The sequence below is a fragment of the Aquisalimonas lutea genome (genome assembly GCF_030409225.1).
Lineage (GTDB): Bacteria > Pseudomonadota > Gammaproteobacteria > Nitrococcales > Aquisalimonadaceae > Aquisalimonas > Aquisalimonas lutea.
On sequence record NZ_JAUFPK010000001.1, the window covers coordinates 756,588 to 774,399 of the forward strand.

Consider the following 17,812-nt stretch of genomic DNA (forward strand, 5'->3'; position numbering starts at 1 on the left):
ACCCTCAGGGATTGCGCACCATGTCCATGTTGCTCATGGCCCGGGTGGCGTTCATGACGAGCCCGAAGCTCAGCTTGTCGTAGACGCGGAAGACGATGAGCTCCCCGGCGCGTTCCTGCGGCAGGGTGACCGTCTCGTCCGCGATGTCGTCATCGACCTCGCGGCCGGCCTTGTAGACGGCGAGCACGTTGCCTTCCTCGAGGCCGTCGCGGCTGCCGCGGTTGAGCACCACGACATCGAACTGCCCGATCTGGCTGACGCCGTCCATGACGTCGATGATGTAGCCTTCGATATCCTGCTCGGGCGCCCGCGGCTGGAAGTTCGTGCGGATCGCCCCGGAGGTGGTCTCGAGCAGGCGGTCGCCGGCGCGGATCTCGCGGTTGCTGCGCGTCACCCGGGCGGTGCCCGGATCGCCCTGGCGCGTGATGCGGGCGTCGCCCAGGTAGCGCGCCTCGAAGCCGAGGACCTCCTCGGTTTCCGGGTCGATGTACGGATCCCCCCGGCGGACGATGGCGAACGTCTCGCCGCGGTTGTCGCCCTCCGGCAGCCGCCGGACGTAGATATTGTCGCCGCGGCTGGCGAGCACGCGCTCCTCCTCGCCGGCCACCACGTACGGCGCGTCTTCCAGGGTGCCCTCGTCGACCACCCGGCTGCGATCCAGGAACGGCCGGATGGCCTCCATGGGAATGGTGTTGATCGCCGGCTCGAGCTCCTCCTCGCGCACCTCGGGGGACAGGCGCACGGTGCGCTGGCCCCGGTCGACGGTCAGCCGCGGCTCGCCGTCGATGTACACGAGACGGATCTCGTCGCCCGGATAGATCAGGTGCGGGTTGTCGATCTCCGGGTTGACGTGCCAGATCTCCGGCCACAGCCAGGGGCTGTCCAGAAAGCGCTCGGAGATATCCCAGAGGGTGTCGCCGCGCTCGACGGTATAGCGCTCCGGGTGGTCGTCGCGGAACGCGTCCTCGTTGGCGAGCGCCAGCGGTGCCGTCAGCGAAAGCCCGCACAACAGCGCAATAAGCATCCTGATACGCATGGGTAATCCTTGTCCGATGTCGGCGGGTGTTGCAGGCAGGTTGCCGACACTACGTTTCCGAATTGCCTGCGGGTCACTTATGATTCTAGACTTTACGCTAACCTGAACTGCTCAGCTGCGCAACGGAACCATGCCCAAACTCGAGATTCTGCAGTACCCCGACAGCCGTCTGCGGACCGTGGCCCGCCCCGTGGACGCGGTGGACGACCGCATCCGGACGCTGGCGGACGACATGCTGGAGACCATGTACGATGCCCCCGGCATCGGCCTGGCGGCGACCCAGGTGGATGTCCACGAGCGCGTCATCGTCATCGACGTCTCCGACAATCACGACGAGCCCCGCGTGCTGGTCAACCCGGAGATCGTGGAGGCGACCGGCGCCGAACGCGGCCAGGAGGGCTGCCTGTCCGTGCCCGGCTACCAGGATTACGTGGAACGGGCCGAGCGGGTGCGGGTACGTGCCCTGGACCGCAACGGCGATCCGCTGGAGATCGAGGCGGACGGCCTCCTGGCCGTGTGCCTGCAGCATGAGATCGACCATCTCGACGGCAAGCTTTTCCTCGACCACCTCTCCGAGCTCAAGCGCAAGCGGGCCCACCGCAAGCTGATCAAGCATACGCGCCTGTCGGCCTGAGAGTCCGGCCGGAACCCGTAGCGAGTTCGCTGGTGTGCGGCGTTGCCGGCCCTCGCCGCAGGGGGCGCCGCGCCGTCGGGCCGACGGCCTTGCCCCGGCGGCCCGGAGGTCAGGCAAAATCCAACGAACCCGGGTTACAGGACACCAGCATGACGCAACGGTCCCGCATCGCCTTCGCCGGAACGCCGGAGTTCGCCGTCCCGGCGCTGCGCGCGCTGCTGGCCTCGGAGCACGATGTCGTCGGTGTCTGGACGCAGCCGGATCGGCCGGCGGGCCGGGGCCGCCGGCCCCGGCCCGCGCCGGTCAAGGCCGTGGCCGGCGAGGCCGGGGTGCCGGTGCATCAGCCGGATGCCCTGGCCACCCCGGACCAGCGGGCCGCCATGGTCGCGGCGGCGCCGGATCTGCTGGTGGTGGTGGCCTACGGGCTGCTCCTGCCGGAGGCGGTCCTGTCGCTGCCGGCGCAGGGCTGCGTCAACCTGCACGCCTCGCTGTTGCCCCGCTGGCGTGGCGCTGCGCCCATCCAGCGGGCGCTGCTGGCCGGGGATGAGGAGACCGGGATGTGCCTGATGCGCATGGAGCCGGGCCTGGATACGGGTCCCGTATACGACTGCCGGCGGACGCTCATCCGGCCGGAGGACACCGGGGGCACGCTGCACGACCGCCTGGCGGAGCTGGGCGCGGAGCTTCTGCGGGCCGATCTGGATTCCCTCCTGGAGGGCGACCTGGCGCCGCAACCGCAGCCGGCGGCGGGGGTGACGTATGCCCGTAAGCTCGACAAGGCGGAAGCACGGATTGACTGGAACGAGGACGCCGTCGGCATCGCGCGCCGGGTCGCGGCGTTCAACCCGTGGCCCGTGGCCGAGACGGACTGGGACGGGGCCCGGCTGCGCATCTGGCGGGCCCGGCCGCTGGCGACGCCGGCCGGCGAGGCCCCCGGGGTGGTAACGGCGGCCGGACCCGACGGCATCGACGTGGCCTGCGGCCGCGGCACGCTGCGCCTGCTGGAGCTGCAGGCGCCGGGCGGTCGGCCCCTGCCCGCGGCCGCCTTTGTCAACGGCCATGCCGTACCGGCCGGGACGCGTTTCCGCTGATGGCTCGCACCGGACGCCAGCGCCGCTCCGCCACGGCCCGGCAGGGCGCTGCACAGGCGGTGGACGGCGTGTGCGGGGGGCGCTCCCTGGCCGATGTGCTGCCGGAGGTGCTGCAGCGGGTCGCCCCGGGCGAGCGGGCCCTGGCCCAGGAGCTCGCCTACGGCGCATTGCGGTGGTACCCACGCCTGGCGTGGGTGCTCGAGCAGCTCCTGGAGCGGCCCCTGCGCAAGCGGGACCGGGACGTCCACGCCCTGCTGGTGGTCGGGGTCTACCAGTGCCTGGCCACCCGCATTCCCGATCACGCGGCCGTGTCGGAAACGGTGGCCGCCGCCCGCGCCCTGGGCCGGCGCTGGGCCGGCGGGCTGGTCAATGCGGTGCTGCGCCGGTGCCTGGCCGAGCGCGCCGATCTGGAGGCCGCGTGGCAGCGGGTGGAGACCGCGCTCCACGCGCATCCGCAGTGGCTGGTGGATGCCGCGCGGCGTGCCTGGCCCGGCGACTGGCAGGCCGTGATGGCAGCGAACAACGAGCGCCCGCCCATGACGCTGCGGGTGAACCGCCGCCAGGGCAGCCGCGAGGCCTACCGGCAGCGCCTGGCCGACGCCGGGCACGCCGCGAGCCCGCACCCGGCGGCTGGCGATGCCCTGGTACTGGATGAGCCGGTGCCCGTGGAGCGGCTGCCGGCTTTCGATTCCGGCGCCGTATCCGTCCAGGACGCCGCCGGGCAGCAGGCGGCCGCGTTGCTGGATCCGCAGCCGGGGGACCGCGTTCTCGATCTGTGCGCCGCGCCGGGCGGCAAGACCTGCCATATCCTCGAGTACCAGCCGGAGGTCGCCAGCGTGACGGCGGTGGACCACGACGAGCGCCGCCTGGGACGGGTGCGCGAGAACCTGGAGCGCCTGGAGCTGGAAGCGCGCCTGGTCGCGGGGGACGGCACCGCGCCGGAGGCCTGGTGGGACGGCCGGCCCTTCCAGCGCATTCTCCTGGACGCGCCCTGCTCCGCCACCGGGGTGATCCGCCGCCACCCGGACATCAAGCTGCTGCGCCAGCCGGACGACCTGCTCAGCCTGCCCGGGCTGCAGGCCCGACTGCTGGCCGCGGCCTGGCCCCTGCTGGCGCCGGGGGGTATGCTGGTCTACGCGACCTGCTCCATGCTGCCGGAGGAAAATGAAGGGGTTGTCGGTGCCTTTGCCGGAGCGCGGAGCGACGTGGCCGTTCACCCGATCGCGGGCGACTGGGGCAGGGCGCAGGAGTTCGGCCGGCAGATTCTCTGCGGCGACGCCGGAATGGATGGCTTCTACTACGCGTGCCTTGGAAAACAATGACGACACGGGCGCCCCATTCCATCCTCTGTCCGCGACACGCGCTGCTGGTGACGGTCATCGTGCTGATGTCGGTGTCCGCGCCGGCCGTTGCCGCCGGGCCCGGATTCACCCTGGCCGGCGCCGACGTGCGCAACGACGACAGCGGCGTCTACGTCGATGCGCGCTTCGATGTCCGCCTCAGCCGCGAGGCCGAGGACGCCTTGGAGAGCGGCGTGCCGCTGGCGCTGCAGATGCAGGTCCGCGTGCTGCGCGTGCGGGACTGGTGGTGGGACTCGGAGCTGGCCGGCTCGGACGTCCGCACCGAGCTCCGGTACCACGCCCTGTCGAGGCGGTATGTCGTGATGCATCACGACACCGGCGAGCAGCGCACGTTCTTCCGGCGCGACGCCGCCCTGAACGCCTGGGCCAGCATGGTCGGCCATCGCGCCATCGACCGGGTGCGCATCCAGGGCAACGGTGACTACGTCCTGCAGGTGCGCGCCCGGCTGGACGTGGATGCCCTGCCGTATCCGCTGCGGACCGTCGCCCTGGTCTCCCCCGAGTGGCGTCTTGCGAGCGAGTGGTACTCATGGCCGCTGGATGGATGAAGCCCGGGACCGTCTTCCGGCTGACACTGTGTCTGCTCCTGCTCGGTTCCCTCTACCTGCTCAGCCTCGCCACGCGGAACTCCGAGCTGTTCGGGGAGCTCTACCCCTGGCTGCTGGTGGTCAACAGCGTCGCCCTGGTGGCCCTGGTGCTGCTCATCGCCTACAACCTCTGGCGGCTGCTGGCGCAGCGCCGCCGCGGGCAGGCCGGCAGCCGCATCACCGTGCGCCTGGTGACCATGTTCATCGTCCTGGCCGTGGTCCCGGTCAGCGTCGTCTACTACTTCTCCATCCAGTTCCTCGACCGGGGCATCGATGCCTGGTTCAGCGAGCGCAGCGAGCAGCAGGCGCTGGACGCCGCCCTGCGGCTGTCCCAGGCGTCGTTCGACGTGCGCAAACGCGAGCTGCTGGAGCGCACCGAGCGCTCCGCGCGGGAGCTGGCGGATGTCCCCGACGGCCTGCTGCCCCTGGTTCTGGAGCGGCTCCGGGAGCGCGACGGCGCCTCGGAGATGACGGTCATGCGCTCCAGCGGCCGCATCATCGCCACCAGCAGCCGCGAGCCGGAGGCGGCCATCCTGCCGCATCTGCCCGAGGACGACGTGCTCCTCCAGGTGCGCATGGGGCGGCCCTACGTGGGCCTCGATCCCATCGGCGACGAGGGCCTGCATATCCGCGTGCTCGTGCCCGCGGCGGGTGCCCAGGGGGCGCCGGACCAGCGCATCCTGCAGACCCTCTACGCCGTGCCGCCGCGGCTCAACGATCTGGCGGAGCAGGTCCAGAACGCCTACGCCGCCTACCGGGAGGTGAGCTACCTCAGCCGCCCCCTCAAGGAAACCTTCACCATCACGCTGTCCCTGGTGCTGCTCCTGAGCCTGCTGTTCGCGGTGTGGTCCGCCTTCTACGCCGCCCGGCGGCTGGTCGAGCCCGTGCGCTCGCTGGCCGAGGGCACGGCGGCGGTGGCCGCCGGGGATTACGGCCGGCAGCTGCCGCCGGCGGGCAACGACGAGCTGGGCTTCCTGGTGCGCTCGTTCAACGAGATGAGCCGCCGCGTGGCCCAGGCCCGGGACGAGGCCAAGGGCAGCCAGGCCCAGGTGGAGAACCAGCGCGCCTACCTGGAGACGGTGCTGGCGCGCCTGTCGTCGGGGGTTCTCGCCCTGGACGGCGCCGGCAATATCCGCACGTGGAATCATGCCGCCGGGCAGATCTTCGGGCTCAACCTGCGCTCCTACAGCGGCAAGCCGCTGCTCATGGTCACCGAGCATCACCCGCACCTGGAGCCCTTCGTGGCCCTGGTGAACCGGCGCATGGAGGGGCAGGACTCCGAGTGGCGGGAAGAGCTCAGCCTGTTCGGGCCCCAGGGCCGGCAGGTGCTCACGTGCAGCGGCGCCACCCTGCCGGGCGGCCAGGGGGGCGGCGGCCACGTGATCGTGGTGGACGACGTCACCGCCCTGATCCAGGCCCAGCGCGATGCCGCGTGGGGCGAGGTGGCGCGCCGGCTGGCCCACGAGATCAAGAATCCGCTGACGCCGATCCAGCTCGCGGCCGAGCGGCTGCGACGCAAGCTGGAGCCGGGGCTCGAGGGGCGCGATGCCGAGGTGCTGGAGCGCTCCACGGAGACGATCATCCAGCAGGTCTCGGCCATGAAGGCCATGGTGAATGCCTTCAACGAGTACGCCCGCCCGCCGCGCCTGGAGCTGGCCATGGTCGAGCTCAACCGCGTGGTGCAGGAGGTCGCGGACCTCTACCGGGGCAGCGAGGACGGGCCGCGGATCGAGCTGGATCTGGACGAGGCGTTGCCCGGCATACTGGTAGACGTCGGGCGTATCCGGCAGCTGCTGCACAACCTGATCAAGAACGCCGTCGAGGCGACCCCGGCGGGGGAGCGTTGCCACCTGGTGCTGCGGACCCGGCACCGGGACGACCCGGGCTTCCACGGCATCGAGCTCCAGGTTGCCGACCACGGACCCGGCTTCGGCGAAGAGGTCATGGATCATCTCTTCGAGCCCTATGTCACGACCAAGGCCAAGGGAACGGGACTGGGCATGCCCATTGTCAAGAAGATCGTGGAAGAGCATAACGGCAGCATCACGGCCGAGAACCTGAGCGCGGGCGCCTGCGTGACCGTGCGGCTGCCCATGCCGGAGGTGGTGCCGCTGGAGCGTATCGCCAAGGGGGGACAATGAGCGCGCCGAACATCCTGGTCGTCGATGACGAGGTGGACATCCGCAGCCTGGTCCAGGAGATCCTGGAGGACGAGGACTATCAGGTGCGCGCGGCGGCCGATGCCAACGGTGCCCGCCAGGCCCTGCGGGAGCGCCGTCCCGATCTCATCCTCCTGGACATCTGGATGCCGGATACCGACGGTATCGGGCTGCTCAAGGAGTGGTCCGAGGGCGGCGGGCTGCCCTGCCCGGTGGTCATGATTTCCGGGCACGGCAACATCGAGTCCGCCGTCGAGGCGACCCGTCTCGGCGCCTATGACTTTCTCGAGAAGCCGTTGTCGCTGGCCAAGCTGCTTCTGGTGGTCGAGCGCGCCCTGGAGGCGGATCGCCTCGCCCGGGAGAACCGCGGCCTGCGGGCCGAGAGCGACGGCCTCGTCGATCCGGTGGGCCGCAGCGCGGTCATGGCCGAGCTGCGCTCCCAGGCCCGGCGTATCGCCAGCCACCACACCTGGGTGCTGATCTCCGGCGAGGCGGGCAGCGGCAAGCGCAATTTCGCCCGCTACCTGCACGAGCACAGCCCCCGTCGCGAAGGGCCGTTCGTCGAGGTCGCCGCCGGTTCCCTGGCGGGCAGCAGTACCGCGGCCCCGGAGCTGTTCGGCAGCGAGCGCGACGGGCGCGTGAGCTACGGACGGCTGGAACAGGCCAATCTCGGGACGCTGTTCATCGACGAGGTCGCGGACCTGGACATGGGCGCCCAGGTGCGCCTGCTCAGCGCGCTGACCGGGCAGAAGTTCCACCGGCTGGGTGGCGAGGAGCCGGTGGCGGTGGACGTGCGCGTCCTGGCCGCCACCCGCACGGATCTGGAAGCCGAGGTCCGCGAGGGCCGTTTCCGCGAGGACCTCTACTACCACCTCAATGTCGTGCCGCTGCGCATCCCGCCCCTGCGCGAGCACCCGGAGGACATCCCGGAGCTGCTGGATTTCTACCTGGAGCGGTTCATCGCCCGGGAGAAGCTGCCCCGGCGGCGCTTCTCCGAGGCGGCGGTGGCGCGCTTGCGTGGCTATCCCTGGCCCGGTAACGTGCGCGAGCTCAAGAACCTCGTGCAGCGCCTGCTGATCCTCGGCGAGGGCGAGGAGATCAGCGCCGGCGAGGTGGATGCGGCGCTGGGTGCCGGCACGGGCACGGCACCGGATGCCCGGGCCATGCCGTTCGATCAGCCGCTGCGCGAGGCGCGCGAGGATTTCGAGCGCATGTACCTCCAGCACCAGTTGCGCGAGGCCGGGGGGAGTGTCGGCGAGCTGGCCAAGCTTGCCGGCATGGAACGCACGCACCTTTACCGCAAGCTGAAGGCCCTGGGGATTGATCCGCACGACTTCTAGTGTCCCGCTTAGCAAGCACGCGGGAATGATTCAGCGTTTCCCTATGGCCCCCAGCGTGGATTGCCGCCAATGAAGATCATCATCCTCGGTGCCGGCCAGGTGGGCAGCTCGCTGGCGCAGAACCTGGCCAGCGAGGCCAACGACGTCACGCTGGTGGATACCGACGGCCGGCGCCTGCAGGACCTGCAGGATCGCCTGGACCTGCGCACGGTGGTGGGCAGCGCCACGCACCCGCCGGTGCTCAAGGGCGCCGGCGCCGACGACGCCGACCTCATGATCGCCGTCACCAGCAGTGACGAAGCCAACATGATCGCCTGCCAGGTGGGTTATACGCTGTTCCACACGCCCACGCGGATCGCCCGGGTGCGGGCGCCGGAGTATCTCGCCTACCCGCAGCTGTTCTCGCCGGAAGCCCTGCCGGTGGACGTGCTCATCAGCCCGGAACAGCTGGTGACCCAGTACGTCAAGCGCCTGATCGAGCATCCGGGTGCGTTGCAGGTGCTCGACTTCGCCGGGGGCAAGGTGCGCATGGTGGCGGTACGCGCCTACTACGGCGGGCCGCTGGTGGGCCAGGCGCTGCGCACCCTGCGCGAGCACATGCCGCGAGTACAGACCCGCGTGGCGGCGCTGTTCCGGCGGGGCAAGGCCATCATCCCGGAGGGTGATACGGTGATCGAGGCCGGCGACGAGGTCTTCTTCGTCGCCGCGCGCAAGAATATCCGCGCGGTCATGAGCGAGCTCCGCCGGCTCGACAAGCCCGTCAAGCGCATCATGCTCGCCGGCGGCGGCAACATCGGCAAGCGCCTGGCCCAGGCCCTGGAAGCCCGCTACCAGGTCAAGATCATCGAGCGCTCGGCCGGGCGGGCCCGGGCCATCTCCGAGGAGCTCAACCGCTCCATCGTGCTGCTGGGCGATGCCGCAGACGAGGAGCTGCTGCTCGAGGAGAACATCGAGAACACCGACATCTTCTGCGCGCTGACCGACGACGACGAGGCCAATATCCTCTCCGGCATGCTCGCCAAGCGGCGCGGCGCCCGCATGGTCATGTCCCTGATCAACCGCCCGGCCTATGTCGACCTGGTCCAGGGCAGCGAGGATATCGACATCGCCATCTCGCCCCAGCAGGCCACCATCGGCACCCTGCTGGCCCATGTCCGCCGGGGCGACGTGGTCATGGTGCACAGCCTGCGCCGCGGCGCCGCCGAGGCCATCGAGGCCGTGGCCCACGGCGACGCCCGCTCGTCGCAGGTGGTGGGCCGGCGCATCGAGAACATCCCCCTGCCGCCGGGGACCACCATCGGCTGCGTGGTGCGCGGTGACGAGGTCATCATGGGCCATCACGACACCGTGATCGAGCCCGAGGATCACGTAATCCTGTTCCTGGTGGACAAGCGGCGCATCCCCGAGGTCGAGCGCCTGTTCCAGGTGGGCGTTACCTTTATCTGACGGGCGGGCAGCCTTCCATGCATCTTTCCGCGGTCCTGCGCATTGTCGGCCTCCTGCTGATGCTGTTCAGCATCACCATGCTGCCGCCCGCGCTGGTGTCAGTGCTGTACGGCGACCCGGGGCTGGTGCCCTTCCTGGCGTCGTTCGCGGTCATCCTGGCCGTGGGCGGACTGGCGTGGCTGCCCGTGCGCAATGCCCGCTACGATCTGCGCACCCGGGACGGCTTCCTGGTGGTCGTTCTGTTCTGGGTCGTCCTGGGGATCACCGGGGGGCTGCCCCTCTACCTGGCCGAGGACCCGGCCATCCCGCTTACGGACGCGGCCTTCGAAAGCCTCTCCGGGCTGACCACCACCGGCTCCACCGTGCTCGCCGGCATCGAGGAGCTGCCCCATTCCATCCGCTTCTACCGCCAGCAGCTGCAGTGGCTCGGCGGCATGGGCATCATCGTGCTGGCCGTGGCCATCCTGCCCATGCTCGGCGTCGGCGGCATGCAGCTGTACCGGGCCGAGACCCCGGGGCCGGTCAAGGACACCAAGCTCACGCCCCGCATCGCCGGGACGGCCAAGGCGCTGTGGTACATCTACCTGAGCCTGACCATCGCCTGCGGGCTGGCGTACTGGCTGGCGGGCATGAGCGTGTTCGACGCCATCGGCCACAGCTTCTCCACGGTGGCCATCGGCGGCTACTCCACCTACGACGCCAGCATCGGCCATTTCGACAGCCCCGTGATCTCGCTGATCTGCGTGATCTTCATGATCATCGCGGGCATCAACTTCGCCATGCACTTCGTCGCCTGGCGCGACCGCTCCCTGCGCCACTACCTGCGGGATACCGAGGTCCGCTGGTACCTGGCGATCCTGGCCACCCTCGCCGCCGTGGTCACCGTCACCCTGTTCGTCACCGGGGAAGAGGCGGGCTGGCTGGACACGGCGCATCACGGGGTCTTCCAGGTGGTCTCCATCGCCACCACCGCCGGCTTTGCCAGCACCGATTTCGCAGGCTGGCCGGTGTTCCTGCCGGTGCTGCTGATCATGGCCGCGTTCATCGGCGGCTGCGCCATGTCCACGGCGGGCGGCATCAAGGTGGTGCGTTTCGTGCTGCTGCTCAAGCAGGGCTACCGCGAGATCCTGCGGCTCATCCATCCCCAGGCCCAGGTACTGGTGAAGATGGGCCGGCGGGCCGTGGACGAGCGCGTGATCAATGCCGTCTGGGGATTCTTCGCGGCGTACATCGCCCTGTTCGCCCTGATGATGCTGGTGCTCATGGGCACGGGCCTGGATCAGGTCACGGCGTTCTCGGCGGTGGCCGCCACCATTACCAACCTGGGACCGGGGCTCGGTGGTGTGGCGGACAACTTCGGCGGCCTCGGCCCCGTGGCCAAGTGGGTGCTGATGTTCGCCATGCTGCTGGGCCGCCTGGAGGTGTTCACGCTGCTGGTGCTCTTCACCCCGGCGTTCTGGCGCCGCTGACGGCAAGGCCCGGGAGGCCGGCCCCCGGGCGCCCGGTTGAAAAACGCCGGCAGCGGCCGCATCCCTGCACCGTACCCCGGCGCGGAGACGACCCATGCTTGATCGCCTGGAACAGCTGCTGGCTTCCGGCCAGGACTCCCCCATGCTCCGCCTGTCCCTCGGACAGGGCTATCTCAAGGAAGGGCGCCACGAGGAGGCCGTGGAGCATCTCCGTCGCGCCCTGGAGCAGCAATCCGATTACTCGGCCGCCTGGAAGGCGCTGGGTCAGGCGCTGGCCGCGGCGGGAGACCCGGACGGCGCCCGCGCGGCCTACGACGACGGCATCCGCATCGCCCGCGACAAGGGCGACCTGCAGGCGGCCAAGGAGATGGAAGTCTTCCGCAAGCGGCTGGACAAGCAGTCGTCGTGACCGCGGCAGGGCTGGCGACACGCCCTAGTAAGGATGCTCCCGCCCCGGCGGCGCCGGGCGGAAGCGCCGATAGGTCCACTGGTACTGGGCGGGGGCGCGCCGGACGCAGGCCTCGACCCCGGCGTTGACGGCGGTGGCCGCCTGCAGCGGATCGTCGGCATCGATGCCCGCGGGGGCCGGCAGGACGTGCAGGCGGAATCCGCGCCCCCACGGCAGGCGTTCCATGAACGTGAACAGCACCGGCGCGCCCGTCTTCCGCGCCATCTGCGACAGCAGCCCCATGGTGCGCGCCGGCACCCCGAAGAAGGGCGCATGGACGCCGCTTTCCCGCGGCGTCTGGTCCGGCAGGATGCCGACCAGGCTGCCCTGGCGCAGGAGCTTGTAGAGCTGACGGATGCCTGCCGGGGTCGCCGGCAGGGAGCGCGCCCCGGTACGCTCCCGCGCCTCGAGCAGCAGGGGTTCCAGTTCCGGGTCGCGCGGCGGCCGGTAGAGGTTGTGGACCCGGAAGCGCTGGTTGATGAACAGGCTCGCCAGCTCCCAGTTGCCGAGGTGGGGCGCGGCCAGCAGCAGCCCGCGGTCTTCCGGCCAGTGGGCGGCGAGCGTGTCCAGGGCGTCCGGGTTGACCACCAGCCGCCGCAGGCGGGCCTCGTCGGCGAACCAGATGATGCCGGTTTCCAGCAGCTGCTTGCCCAGCTCCCGGAAGGCGGCGAACAGCATGCGCAGGCGCCACGGGCGGCTCGCCCGCGGGAAGCACACGCGCAGGTTGACGCGCGTGACATGGCGCGCGCGGCTCGGCACCAGCGCCGCCGCGGTCCCGATCACCGCCCCCAGGGCGTGGGCAACGGGCAGCGGCAGGCGGCTGGCGGCCCGCAGGAATCCCCGAATGAGTTGAATGCGCGACACGAACCCCCCAGCGGAGACGCTCCGCGGCGTCGCCGCCCTGCTACCATTGAGGGGGCGGAGTATAGCGTTTTTGCAACGGGTCAGTGGGCCTCTGCCTTGATTGCCGCGGTGCACGCGGCTTCAGCGGTTCGCTGCCGGACCCGTACCGGAGGTGGAGTGATGGACTGGAACAAGCAGATGGAAGAGATGATGAACGCCTGGACCGAGACCCAGCGTCGCATGTGGGATAACTGGCTGAGTACGGTCAAGCAGCTCAGTCAGGACATGCCCCAGGGCGCAGGTGTTCCCGGCACCGACCACAAGGCGCAGCTGGAAGCCTGGGAGAAGTCCGTCCGTCAGGCCCTCGAGGCCCAGACCCAGTGGGCGAGACGCCTGTCGGAGCAGTCCGGTGCCCAGACACCGGAAGGCATGGAGCAGTGGATGCAGCAGATGCAGGAAATGATGAAGGGCTGGACGGAGGCCCAGAAGCAGCTCTGGGATGCCTGGCTGAGCAGCGTCCAGCAGATGGACCCGGGCAAGGCCGCGAGTCAGTGGGAGAAGGAGAGCCGGCAGGTGCTGGAGGCCTGGCAGCAGGCGGCGCAGCGGGCCCAGGAGACCATGATGCAGTGGTCGCAGACGGCGCAGGGCGGCGGCAGCGGCTCGTCCGGCAGCAAGGGGAGCGGCTCGCGCAAGAAATAGGGCGACGGGAGCGGCCGCGCCGCTGTCCGGGGCGCGGACAAAAGAAAACCGGCACATCCGTTGTGCCGGTTGGCAGGTTGGCTCAGCTGAAGGTGCTCTGCGCGGGCTCTCCCTGACCCGTATGTCCTCCCTGACTGCAGTTGCGCTTCCCTGTTGTTGGTTTTGTATCCTCTCCGTCCCTGGCGCGTCACGCTTCCTGCGTTGCGGTGACAGGGACAGATTGCCACAAGCCGGTGGTCGGGCAAGTCGGTAAACCCCGATTCCTTTTGTAAGAATTTTCTGACAATGCGGACCATGCGTCCCCGGGAGGTCATGCGTGATCGGTTTGCTCCAGCGGGTGGAACGGGCCCACGTGGCGGTTGCCGGGGAGGTCGTGGCGGCCATCGACGACGGGCTGCTGGTCCTGGTCGGCGTGCAGCACGGTGACGGCCAGCGCGAGCGCAACCGGCTTCTGGAGCGTCTGCTGGGCTATCGCGTCTTTCCGGATGCCGCCGGGCGCATGAACCGGTCGCTCCAGGACACGGCGGGTGGCCTGCTGCTGGTGCCGCAGTTCACCCTGGCTGCCGACACGCGCAAGGGCAACCGGCCGGGCTTCGGGCCGGCGGCAGCGCCGGAGGAGGGCCAGGCGTGCTTCGAGGCGCTGGTGGCGGCGGCCCGGGACGTGCACGCGCCGGTGGCGGCCGGCCGGTTCGGCGCCGACATGCAGGTGCACCTGGTCAACGACGGCCCGGTCACCTTCTGGCTGGAGGTGCCGCCGGCAACCCCCAGGGCGTAGCCCGTGCCCCGCAAGGCATGGCTTCCGGGATGCTTGTGCTATGATGCCCAGCCGTTTCGGACAGATCGCGAGCAGGCGATGACGACTATGGCGGATCGACAGGCCACCGTTGAGCGCAACACCCTGGAAACCCGGGTCCGTGTGGAGCTGAACCTGGACGGTCAGGGCGCCGGCGACCTCCGCGTCGGCGTGCCCTTTTTCGAGCACATGCTGGACCAGGTGGCGCGCCACGGCCTGGTCGATCTCACCGTCGCGGCCACGGGCGATACGCACATCGACGACCACCATACCGTGGAGGACGTCGGTATCGCCCTCGGCCAGGCACTGCGCGAGGCCGTCGGCGACAAGAAGGGGATCCGCCGTTTCGGGCATGCGTACTGCCCGCTGGACGAGGCGCTGTCGCGGGTGGTGGTCGACTTCTCCGGTCGTCCCGGGCTGGTGTTCCAGGTGCCGTTCCCGCGGGACCGCGTGGGCGCGTTCGACGTCGAGCTGGTGCCGGAGTTCTTCCGGGCGCTGGTCAATCATGCGTGCATGACCGTGCACGTGGACGGGATCCGGGGCGAGAATACGCACCACGTGGTGGAGACGGTATTCAAGGCCTTCGGACGGGCATTGCGCATGGCGGCGGAGCCCGATCCGCGCTCGCCCGAGGCCACGCCGTCCACCAAGGGGGCTCTGTAGGGGGCGCGGCGATGGCGACCATCGCGGTTATCGATTACGGCATGGGCAATCTGCGCTCCGTGGCCAAGGCCCTGGAGCACGTGGACGACCGTGCCCGCGTGCGGGTGACCTGGGAGCCCGAGGTCATACGCGGGGCCGACCGGGTGATCCTGCCCGGCGTCGGCGCCATCCGCGAGTGCATGAGTGAGCTCCAGCGCCTGGAGCTGGACGGGGTGGTCCGGGAGGTCGCCCGGGAGAAGCCGTTTCTCGGGGTCTGCCTGGGCATGCAGGCGCTGCTCGGAGAGAGCGAGGAGAACGGCGGCACCGCGGCCCTCGGGCTGGTTCCGGGCACGGTGCGGCACTTCGCCGCCGGGTTCGCGGAGGCCGGCATGGCCGCGCCCGGCAAGGTGCCCCACATGGGCTGGAACCAGGTGCGCCAGACCCGCGGGCACCCGCTGTGGGCCGGCGTTCCCGACGACAGCTGGTTCTATTTCGTGCACAGCTACTACGTGCCGCTGCTGGGGCCTGACCTGACCGCCGGGGTGGCCACGTACGGGCTCGACTTTACCGCGGTCATCGCCCGCGAGAACATATTCGCCACGCAGTTCCACCCGGAGAAGAGTCAGCACGCCGGGCTGGGGCTGCTCGCCAATTTCACCCGCTGGGACGGGACCGACTAGGCTGGAGATCATGCTGCTGATACCCGCCATCGACCTCAAGGACGGCAGATGCGTCCGCCTTCGCCAGGGCAACATGGACGACGAGACCGTGTTCTCCGACGATCCGGTCGCCATGGCCGCGCGCTGGGTGGAAGCGGGCTCCCGCCGCCTCCACCTGGTGGATCTCAACGGGGCCGTGCAGGGCTTCCCGGTGAACGCCGACATCATCGGCCGCATCGCCGAGGCCTTCCCCGACGTGGAGATCCAGGTCGGCGGGGGCATCCGCGATTTCAATACCATCCAGACGTTCCTGGACGTGGGTGTCGACTACGTCATCATCGGTACCCAGGCGGTGCGGACGCCGCACTTCGTCGACGATGCCTGCCTGGAGTTCCCGGGCCACGTGTTCGTGGGCCTGGACGCCCGCGACGGCAAGGTGGCCGTGGAAGGGTGGTCGCGCCTGTCCAGCCACAGCGCCATCGACATGGCGCAGCGTTTCGAGGAGGCCGGGGTGGAGTCCCTGGTGTTCACCGACATCGGCCGCGACGGCATGATGCGGGGCGTCAACACCGGCGCGACCCGCGAGCTCGCCCGCAGCATCAGCATCCCGGTGATCGCCTCGGGCGGCGTCACCACGCTGGATGACGTGCGCGACCTGTGCGAGGCCGAGCAGGACGGCGTCTCCGGAGCGATCATCGGGCGCGCGCTCTACGAGGGTAAGCTCGATCTGGACGAGGCCCAGGCGGTGGTCAACGGCAGCCGCGGGGCCCGGGGCGTGTCATGACCCTGGCGAAGCGCATCATCCCCTGCCTGGACGTGGACGCCGGGCGCGTGGTCAAGGGCGTGCGGTTCGTGGACATCCGCGATGCCGGCGACCCGGTGGAGGTGGCCCGCCGCTACGATCAAGCCGGCGCCGACGAGATCACCTTTCTGGACATCACCGCCAGCTCCGACGACCGCGAGACCCTGGTGCAGGTGGTGGAGGCCGTGGCGGCGGAGGTGTTCATGCCGCTGACCGTCGGCGGCGGCATCCGCACGCCCGCGGACATCCGCCGCATGCTCAACGCCGGCGCGGACAAGGTGGGCATCAACACCGCCGCCATCCATCAGCCCGAGTTCGTCGAGGACGCGGCCGAGCGGTTCGGCTCCCAGTGCATCGTGGTGGCCATCGATGCCAAGCGCGTCAGCGACCCGGGCGAGCCCCCGCGCTGGGAGGTGTTCACCCACGGCGGGCGGCGCTCGACCGGCCTGGACGCGGTCGCCTGGGCCCAGCGCATGGCGCACTGCGGTGCCGGCGAGATCCTGCTCACCAGCATGGACCGCGACGGCACCCGGGAGGGCTTCGACCTGGAGCTGACACGGGCGGTGAGCGACGCCGTGACGGTTCCCGTGATCGCCTCCGGCGGGGTCGGGGGGCTGCAGCACCTGGTGGACGGCGTCGTCGAGGGGCGCGCCGACGCCGTGCTGGCGGCCAGCATCTTCCATTTCGGCGAGCACACCATCGCCGAGGCCAAGGCCTACATGGCGGCCCGCGGGGTGACGGTGCGCATGCAGGAGGCCCCATGAGCGGCGGCGACTGGCTGGAGCAGCTTGCCTGGGGGGCGGACGGCCTGCTGCCGGCCATCGCCCAGGATGCCGACTCCGGCGAGGTACTCATGGTGGCATGGATGAACCGCGACGCCCTGGCGGCCACCGCGGCCCGGGGCGAGGCGGTCTACTGGTCCCGCTCCCGCGGCCGCCTCTGGCACAAGGGCGAGGAATCCGGCAACACCCAGGCCGTGCGCGAGATCCGCGTCGACTGCGACCACGATGTCATCCTGCTGAAGGTGACCCAGCTCGGGGGCATTGCCTGCCACACCGGCCGACGGACCTGCTTCTACCGGCGCCTGCACGGCGGCGCCTGGGAAGAGGTGGACCCCGTGCTGCGGGATCCGGGGGAGATCTACCGTGAGTGACACGAACAGCGACGCCGTCCTGCACGCCCTGCACCGGGTGCTCGAGGAGCGCAAGCACGCCGCGCCCGACAGCTCCTACGTGGCGAAGCTCTACGCCAAGGGCATGGACGGCATTCTCAAGAAGGTGGGCGAGGAGGCCACGGAGACGGTGATCGCCGCCAAGGCCGGGGACCGGCAGCAGCTTGTTTATGAAACCGCGGATCTGTGGTTCCATACACTGGTAATGCTGGCGGCCGCGGACCTCGGCCCCGCCGAGGTCCTGGCCGAGCTGGAGCGCCGTTTCGGGCTTTCCGGGCTGGACGAGAAGGCGTCCCGCCAGACCTGAACCACGCACGGCGCGACCGTGCAGGAGACAGACAGAAATGGGTATCGGTGGAATCAGTGTCGGTTCGTTGCTCGTCATTCTTCTCATCGTGCTGCTGCTGTTCGGCACCAAGAAGCTGCGCAACGTGGGTACGGATCTGGGGTCGGCCATCAAGGGCTTCCGCGGCGCCATGAAGGACGGCGAAGAGGGCAAGCGCGAGGACGACGAAGCGGACGACGGGTCCAAGGGCGAGCCGGCCCAGCTGCAGCAGTCCGCGGACGGTGAGCAGGCCGGGCAGAGCGAGCACAAGCAGGCCGGGCAATCCCGGGAACATACGTCCTGAAGC

The 17,812-nt window shown here is 70.1% G+C and carries 20 protein-coding genes; 18 read left to right on the plus strand and 2 right to left on the minus strand.

The annotated features are described in order from the left end of the window. Window positions 1-4: 4 nt before the first annotated feature. A complete protein-coding gene (locus QWY84_RS03625; RefSeq protein ID WP_290201090.1) occupies window positions 5-1,036 on the minus strand; it encodes a LysM peptidoglycan-binding domain-containing protein in 1,032 nt (343 codons plus the stop codon). A gap of 130 nt (window positions 1,037-1,166) precedes the next feature. Between QWY84_RS03625 and def the strand changes: the two genes are divergently transcribed. The 9 genes from def to QWY84_RS03670 all read left to right on the plus strand — a co-directional run bounded on the left by def (window position 1,167) and on the right by QWY84_RS03670 (window position 11,532). Then, window positions 1,167-1,670, plus strand: a complete 504-nt coding sequence (def, locus tag QWY84_RS03630) for a peptide deformylase (protein WP_290201091.1) — start codon at window positions 1,167-1,169, stop codon at window positions 1,668-1,670. A 149-nt stretch (window positions 1,671-1,819) separates the two neighbouring features. Further along, window positions 1,820-2,761, plus strand: coding sequence for a methionyl-tRNA formyltransferase (gene fmt / locus QWY84_RS03635; RefSeq protein ID WP_290201092.1), 942 nt, complete (start codon window positions 1,820-1,822; stop codon window positions 2,759-2,761). Continuing rightward, the gene (gene rsmB, locus QWY84_RS03640; RefSeq protein WP_290201093.1) at window positions 2,761-4,083 is read left to right on the plus strand and encodes a 16S rRNA (cytosine(967)-C(5))-methyltransferase RsmB; all 1,323 of its coding nucleotides are present in this window, start codon (window positions 2,761-2,763) and stop codon (window positions 4,081-4,083) included. Before fmt ends, rsmB begins: the two co-directional genes overlap by 1 nt. After that, the gene (locus tag QWY84_RS03645; RefSeq protein ID WP_290201094.1) at window positions 4,080-4,670 is read left to right on the plus strand and encodes a DUF4390 domain-containing protein; all 591 of its coding nucleotides are present in this window, start codon (window positions 4,080-4,082) and stop codon (window positions 4,668-4,670) included. The genes rsmB and QWY84_RS03645 overlap by 4 nt, the downstream gene beginning before the upstream one ends. Next, a complete protein-coding gene (locus QWY84_RS03650) occupies window positions 4,652-6,850 on the plus strand; it encodes a sensor histidine kinase (RefSeq protein ID WP_290201095.1) in 2,199 nt (732 codons plus the stop codon). Before QWY84_RS03645 ends, QWY84_RS03650 begins: the two co-directional genes overlap by 19 nt. Next, on the plus strand, window positions 6,847-8,208 hold the full coding sequence (locus QWY84_RS03655) for a sigma-54-dependent transcriptional regulator (protein ID WP_290201096.1): 1,362 nt from the start codon (window positions 6,847-6,849) through the stop codon (window positions 8,206-8,208). Before QWY84_RS03650 ends, QWY84_RS03655 begins: the two co-directional genes overlap by 4 nt. A gap of 69 nt (window positions 8,209-8,277) precedes the next feature. After that, window positions 8,278-9,654, plus strand: coding sequence for a Trk system potassium transporter TrkA (gene trkA, locus QWY84_RS03660; protein ID WP_290201097.1), 1,377 nt, complete (start codon window positions 8,278-8,280; stop codon window positions 9,652-9,654). Between the two features lie 17 nt (window positions 9,655-9,671). After that, window positions 9,672-11,123 carry a TrkH family potassium uptake protein gene (locus QWY84_RS03665; protein ID WP_290201098.1) on the plus strand — a complete coding sequence of 484 codons (1,452 nt, stop codon included), beginning with the start codon at window positions 9,672-9,674 and terminating at the stop codon, window positions 11,121-11,123. A 94-nt stretch (window positions 11,124-11,217) separates the two neighbouring features. Beyond that, window positions 11,218-11,532, plus strand: a complete 315-nt coding sequence (locus QWY84_RS03670; RefSeq protein WP_290201099.1) for a tetratricopeptide repeat protein — start codon at window positions 11,218-11,220, stop codon at window positions 11,530-11,532. A 24-nt stretch (window positions 11,533-11,556) separates the two neighbouring features. On the opposite strand, the gene QWY84_RS03675 is transcribed toward QWY84_RS03670, so the two are convergent. Beyond that, window positions 11,557-12,435, minus strand: coding sequence for a lysophospholipid acyltransferase family protein (locus tag QWY84_RS03675; RefSeq protein ID WP_290201100.1), 879 nt, complete (start codon window positions 12,433-12,435; stop codon window positions 11,557-11,559). A 159-nt stretch (window positions 12,436-12,594) separates the two neighbouring features. Between QWY84_RS03675 and QWY84_RS03680 the strand changes: the two genes are divergently transcribed. The 9 genes from QWY84_RS03680 to tatA all read left to right on the plus strand — a co-directional run bounded on the left by QWY84_RS03680 (window position 12,595) and on the right by tatA (window position 17,809). After that, window positions 12,595-13,113, plus strand: a complete 519-nt coding sequence (locus QWY84_RS03680) for a hypothetical protein (RefSeq protein WP_290201101.1) — start codon at window positions 12,595-12,597, stop codon at window positions 13,111-13,113. Window positions 13,114-13,429: 316 nt separating this feature from the next. Then, window positions 13,430-13,888 carry a D-aminoacyl-tRNA deacylase gene (gene dtd, locus QWY84_RS03685; protein WP_290201102.1) on the plus strand — a complete coding sequence of 153 codons (459 nt, stop codon included), beginning with the start codon at window positions 13,430-13,432 and terminating at the stop codon, window positions 13,886-13,888. A gap of 87 nt (window positions 13,889-13,975) precedes the next feature. Further along, entirely contained in the window at window positions 13,976-14,569 is a 594-nt protein-coding gene (gene hisB, locus QWY84_RS03690) for an imidazoleglycerol-phosphate dehydratase HisB (protein WP_290201103.1), read from the plus strand. 11 nt (window positions 14,570-14,580) lie between these two features. Then, the gene (gene hisH, locus QWY84_RS03695; protein ID WP_290201104.1) at window positions 14,581-15,228 is read left to right on the plus strand and encodes an imidazole glycerol phosphate synthase subunit HisH; all 648 of its coding nucleotides are present in this window, start codon (window positions 14,581-14,583) and stop codon (window positions 15,226-15,228) included. Window positions 15,229-15,238: 10 nt separating this feature from the next. After that, complete coding sequence (gene hisA, locus QWY84_RS03700) at window positions 15,239-15,991, plus strand: 1-(5-phosphoribosyl)-5-[(5-phosphoribosylamino)methylideneamino]imidazole-4-carboxamide isomerase (protein WP_290201105.1); 753 nt, start codon at window positions 15,239-15,241, stop codon at window positions 15,989-15,991. Continuing rightward, window positions 15,988-16,773 carry an imidazole glycerol phosphate synthase subunit HisF gene (hisF, locus tag QWY84_RS03705; protein WP_290201106.1) on the plus strand — a complete coding sequence of 262 codons (786 nt, stop codon included), beginning with the start codon at window positions 15,988-15,990 and terminating at the stop codon, window positions 16,771-16,773. The genes hisA and hisF overlap by 4 nt, the downstream gene beginning before the upstream one ends. Further along, on the plus strand, window positions 16,770-17,162 hold the full coding sequence (hisI, locus tag QWY84_RS03710; protein WP_290201107.1) for a phosphoribosyl-AMP cyclohydrolase: 393 nt from the start codon (window positions 16,770-16,772) through the stop codon (window positions 17,160-17,162). The genes hisF and hisI overlap by 4 nt, the downstream gene beginning before the upstream one ends. Next, entirely contained in the window at window positions 17,155-17,487 is a 333-nt protein-coding gene (locus QWY84_RS03715) for a phosphoribosyl-ATP diphosphatase (RefSeq protein WP_290201108.1), read from the plus strand. The genes hisI and QWY84_RS03715 overlap by 8 nt, the downstream gene beginning before the upstream one ends. 37 nt (window positions 17,488-17,524) lie before the next feature. Further along, on the plus strand, window positions 17,525-17,809 hold the full coding sequence (tatA, locus tag QWY84_RS03720) for a twin-arginine translocase TatA/TatE family subunit (protein WP_290201109.1): 285 nt from the start codon (window positions 17,525-17,527) through the stop codon (window positions 17,807-17,809). Window positions 17,810-17,812: the final 3 nt, after the last annotated feature.

What these genes read in the sequence shown, in the direction of transcription:
- QWY84_RS03625 (WP_290201090.1), bottom strand. Translation starts at nt 1,036, where the DNA reads ATGCGTATCAGGATGCTTATTGCGCTGTTGTGCGGGCTTTCGCTGACG.
- def (WP_290201091.1), top strand. Translation starts at nt 1,167, where the DNA reads ATGCCCAAACTCGAGATTCTGCAGTACCCCGACAGCCGTCTGCGGACC.
- fmt (WP_290201092.1), top strand. Translation starts at nt 1,820, where the DNA reads ATGACGCAACGGTCCCGCATCGCCTTCGCCGGAACGCCGGAGTTCGCC.
- rsmB (WP_290201093.1), top strand. Translation starts at nt 2,761, where the DNA reads ATGGCTCGCACCGGACGCCAGCGCCGCTCCGCCACGGCCCGGCAGGGC.
- QWY84_RS03645 (WP_290201094.1), top strand. Translation starts at nt 4,080, where the DNA reads ATGACGACACGGGCGCCCCATTCCATCCTCTGTCCGCGACACGCGCTG.
- QWY84_RS03650 (WP_290201095.1), top strand. Translation starts at nt 4,652, where the DNA reads ATGGCCGCTGGATGGATGAAGCCCGGGACCGTCTTCCGGCTGACACTG.
- QWY84_RS03655 (WP_290201096.1), top strand. Translation starts at nt 6,847, where the DNA reads ATGAGCGCGCCGAACATCCTGGTCGTCGATGACGAGGTGGACATCCGC.
- trkA (WP_290201097.1), top strand. Translation starts at nt 8,278, where the DNA reads ATGAAGATCATCATCCTCGGTGCCGGCCAGGTGGGCAGCTCGCTGGCG.
- QWY84_RS03665 (WP_290201098.1), top strand. Translation starts at nt 9,672, where the DNA reads ATGCATCTTTCCGCGGTCCTGCGCATTGTCGGCCTCCTGCTGATGCTG.
- QWY84_RS03670 (WP_290201099.1), top strand. Translation starts at nt 11,218, where the DNA reads ATGCTTGATCGCCTGGAACAGCTGCTGGCTTCCGGCCAGGACTCCCCC.
- QWY84_RS03680 (WP_290201101.1), top strand. Translation starts at nt 12,595, where the DNA reads ATGGACTGGAACAAGCAGATGGAAGAGATGATGAACGCCTGGACCGAG.
- hisB (WP_290201103.1), top strand. Translation starts at nt 13,976, where the DNA reads ATGGCGGATCGACAGGCCACCGTTGAGCGCAACACCCTGGAAACCCGG.
- hisH (WP_290201104.1), top strand. Translation starts at nt 14,581, where the DNA reads ATGGCGACCATCGCGGTTATCGATTACGGCATGGGCAATCTGCGCTCC.
- hisA (WP_290201105.1), top strand. Translation starts at nt 15,239, where the DNA reads ATGCTGCTGATACCCGCCATCGACCTCAAGGACGGCAGATGCGTCCGC.
- hisF (WP_290201106.1), top strand. Translation starts at nt 15,988, where the DNA reads ATGACCCTGGCGAAGCGCATCATCCCCTGCCTGGACGTGGACGCCGGG.
- hisI (WP_290201107.1), top strand. Translation starts at nt 16,770, where the DNA reads ATGAGCGGCGGCGACTGGCTGGAGCAGCTTGCCTGGGGGGCGGACGGC.
- tatA (WP_290201109.1), top strand. Translation starts at nt 17,525, where the DNA reads ATGGGTATCGGTGGAATCAGTGTCGGTTCGTTGCTCGTCATTCTTCTC.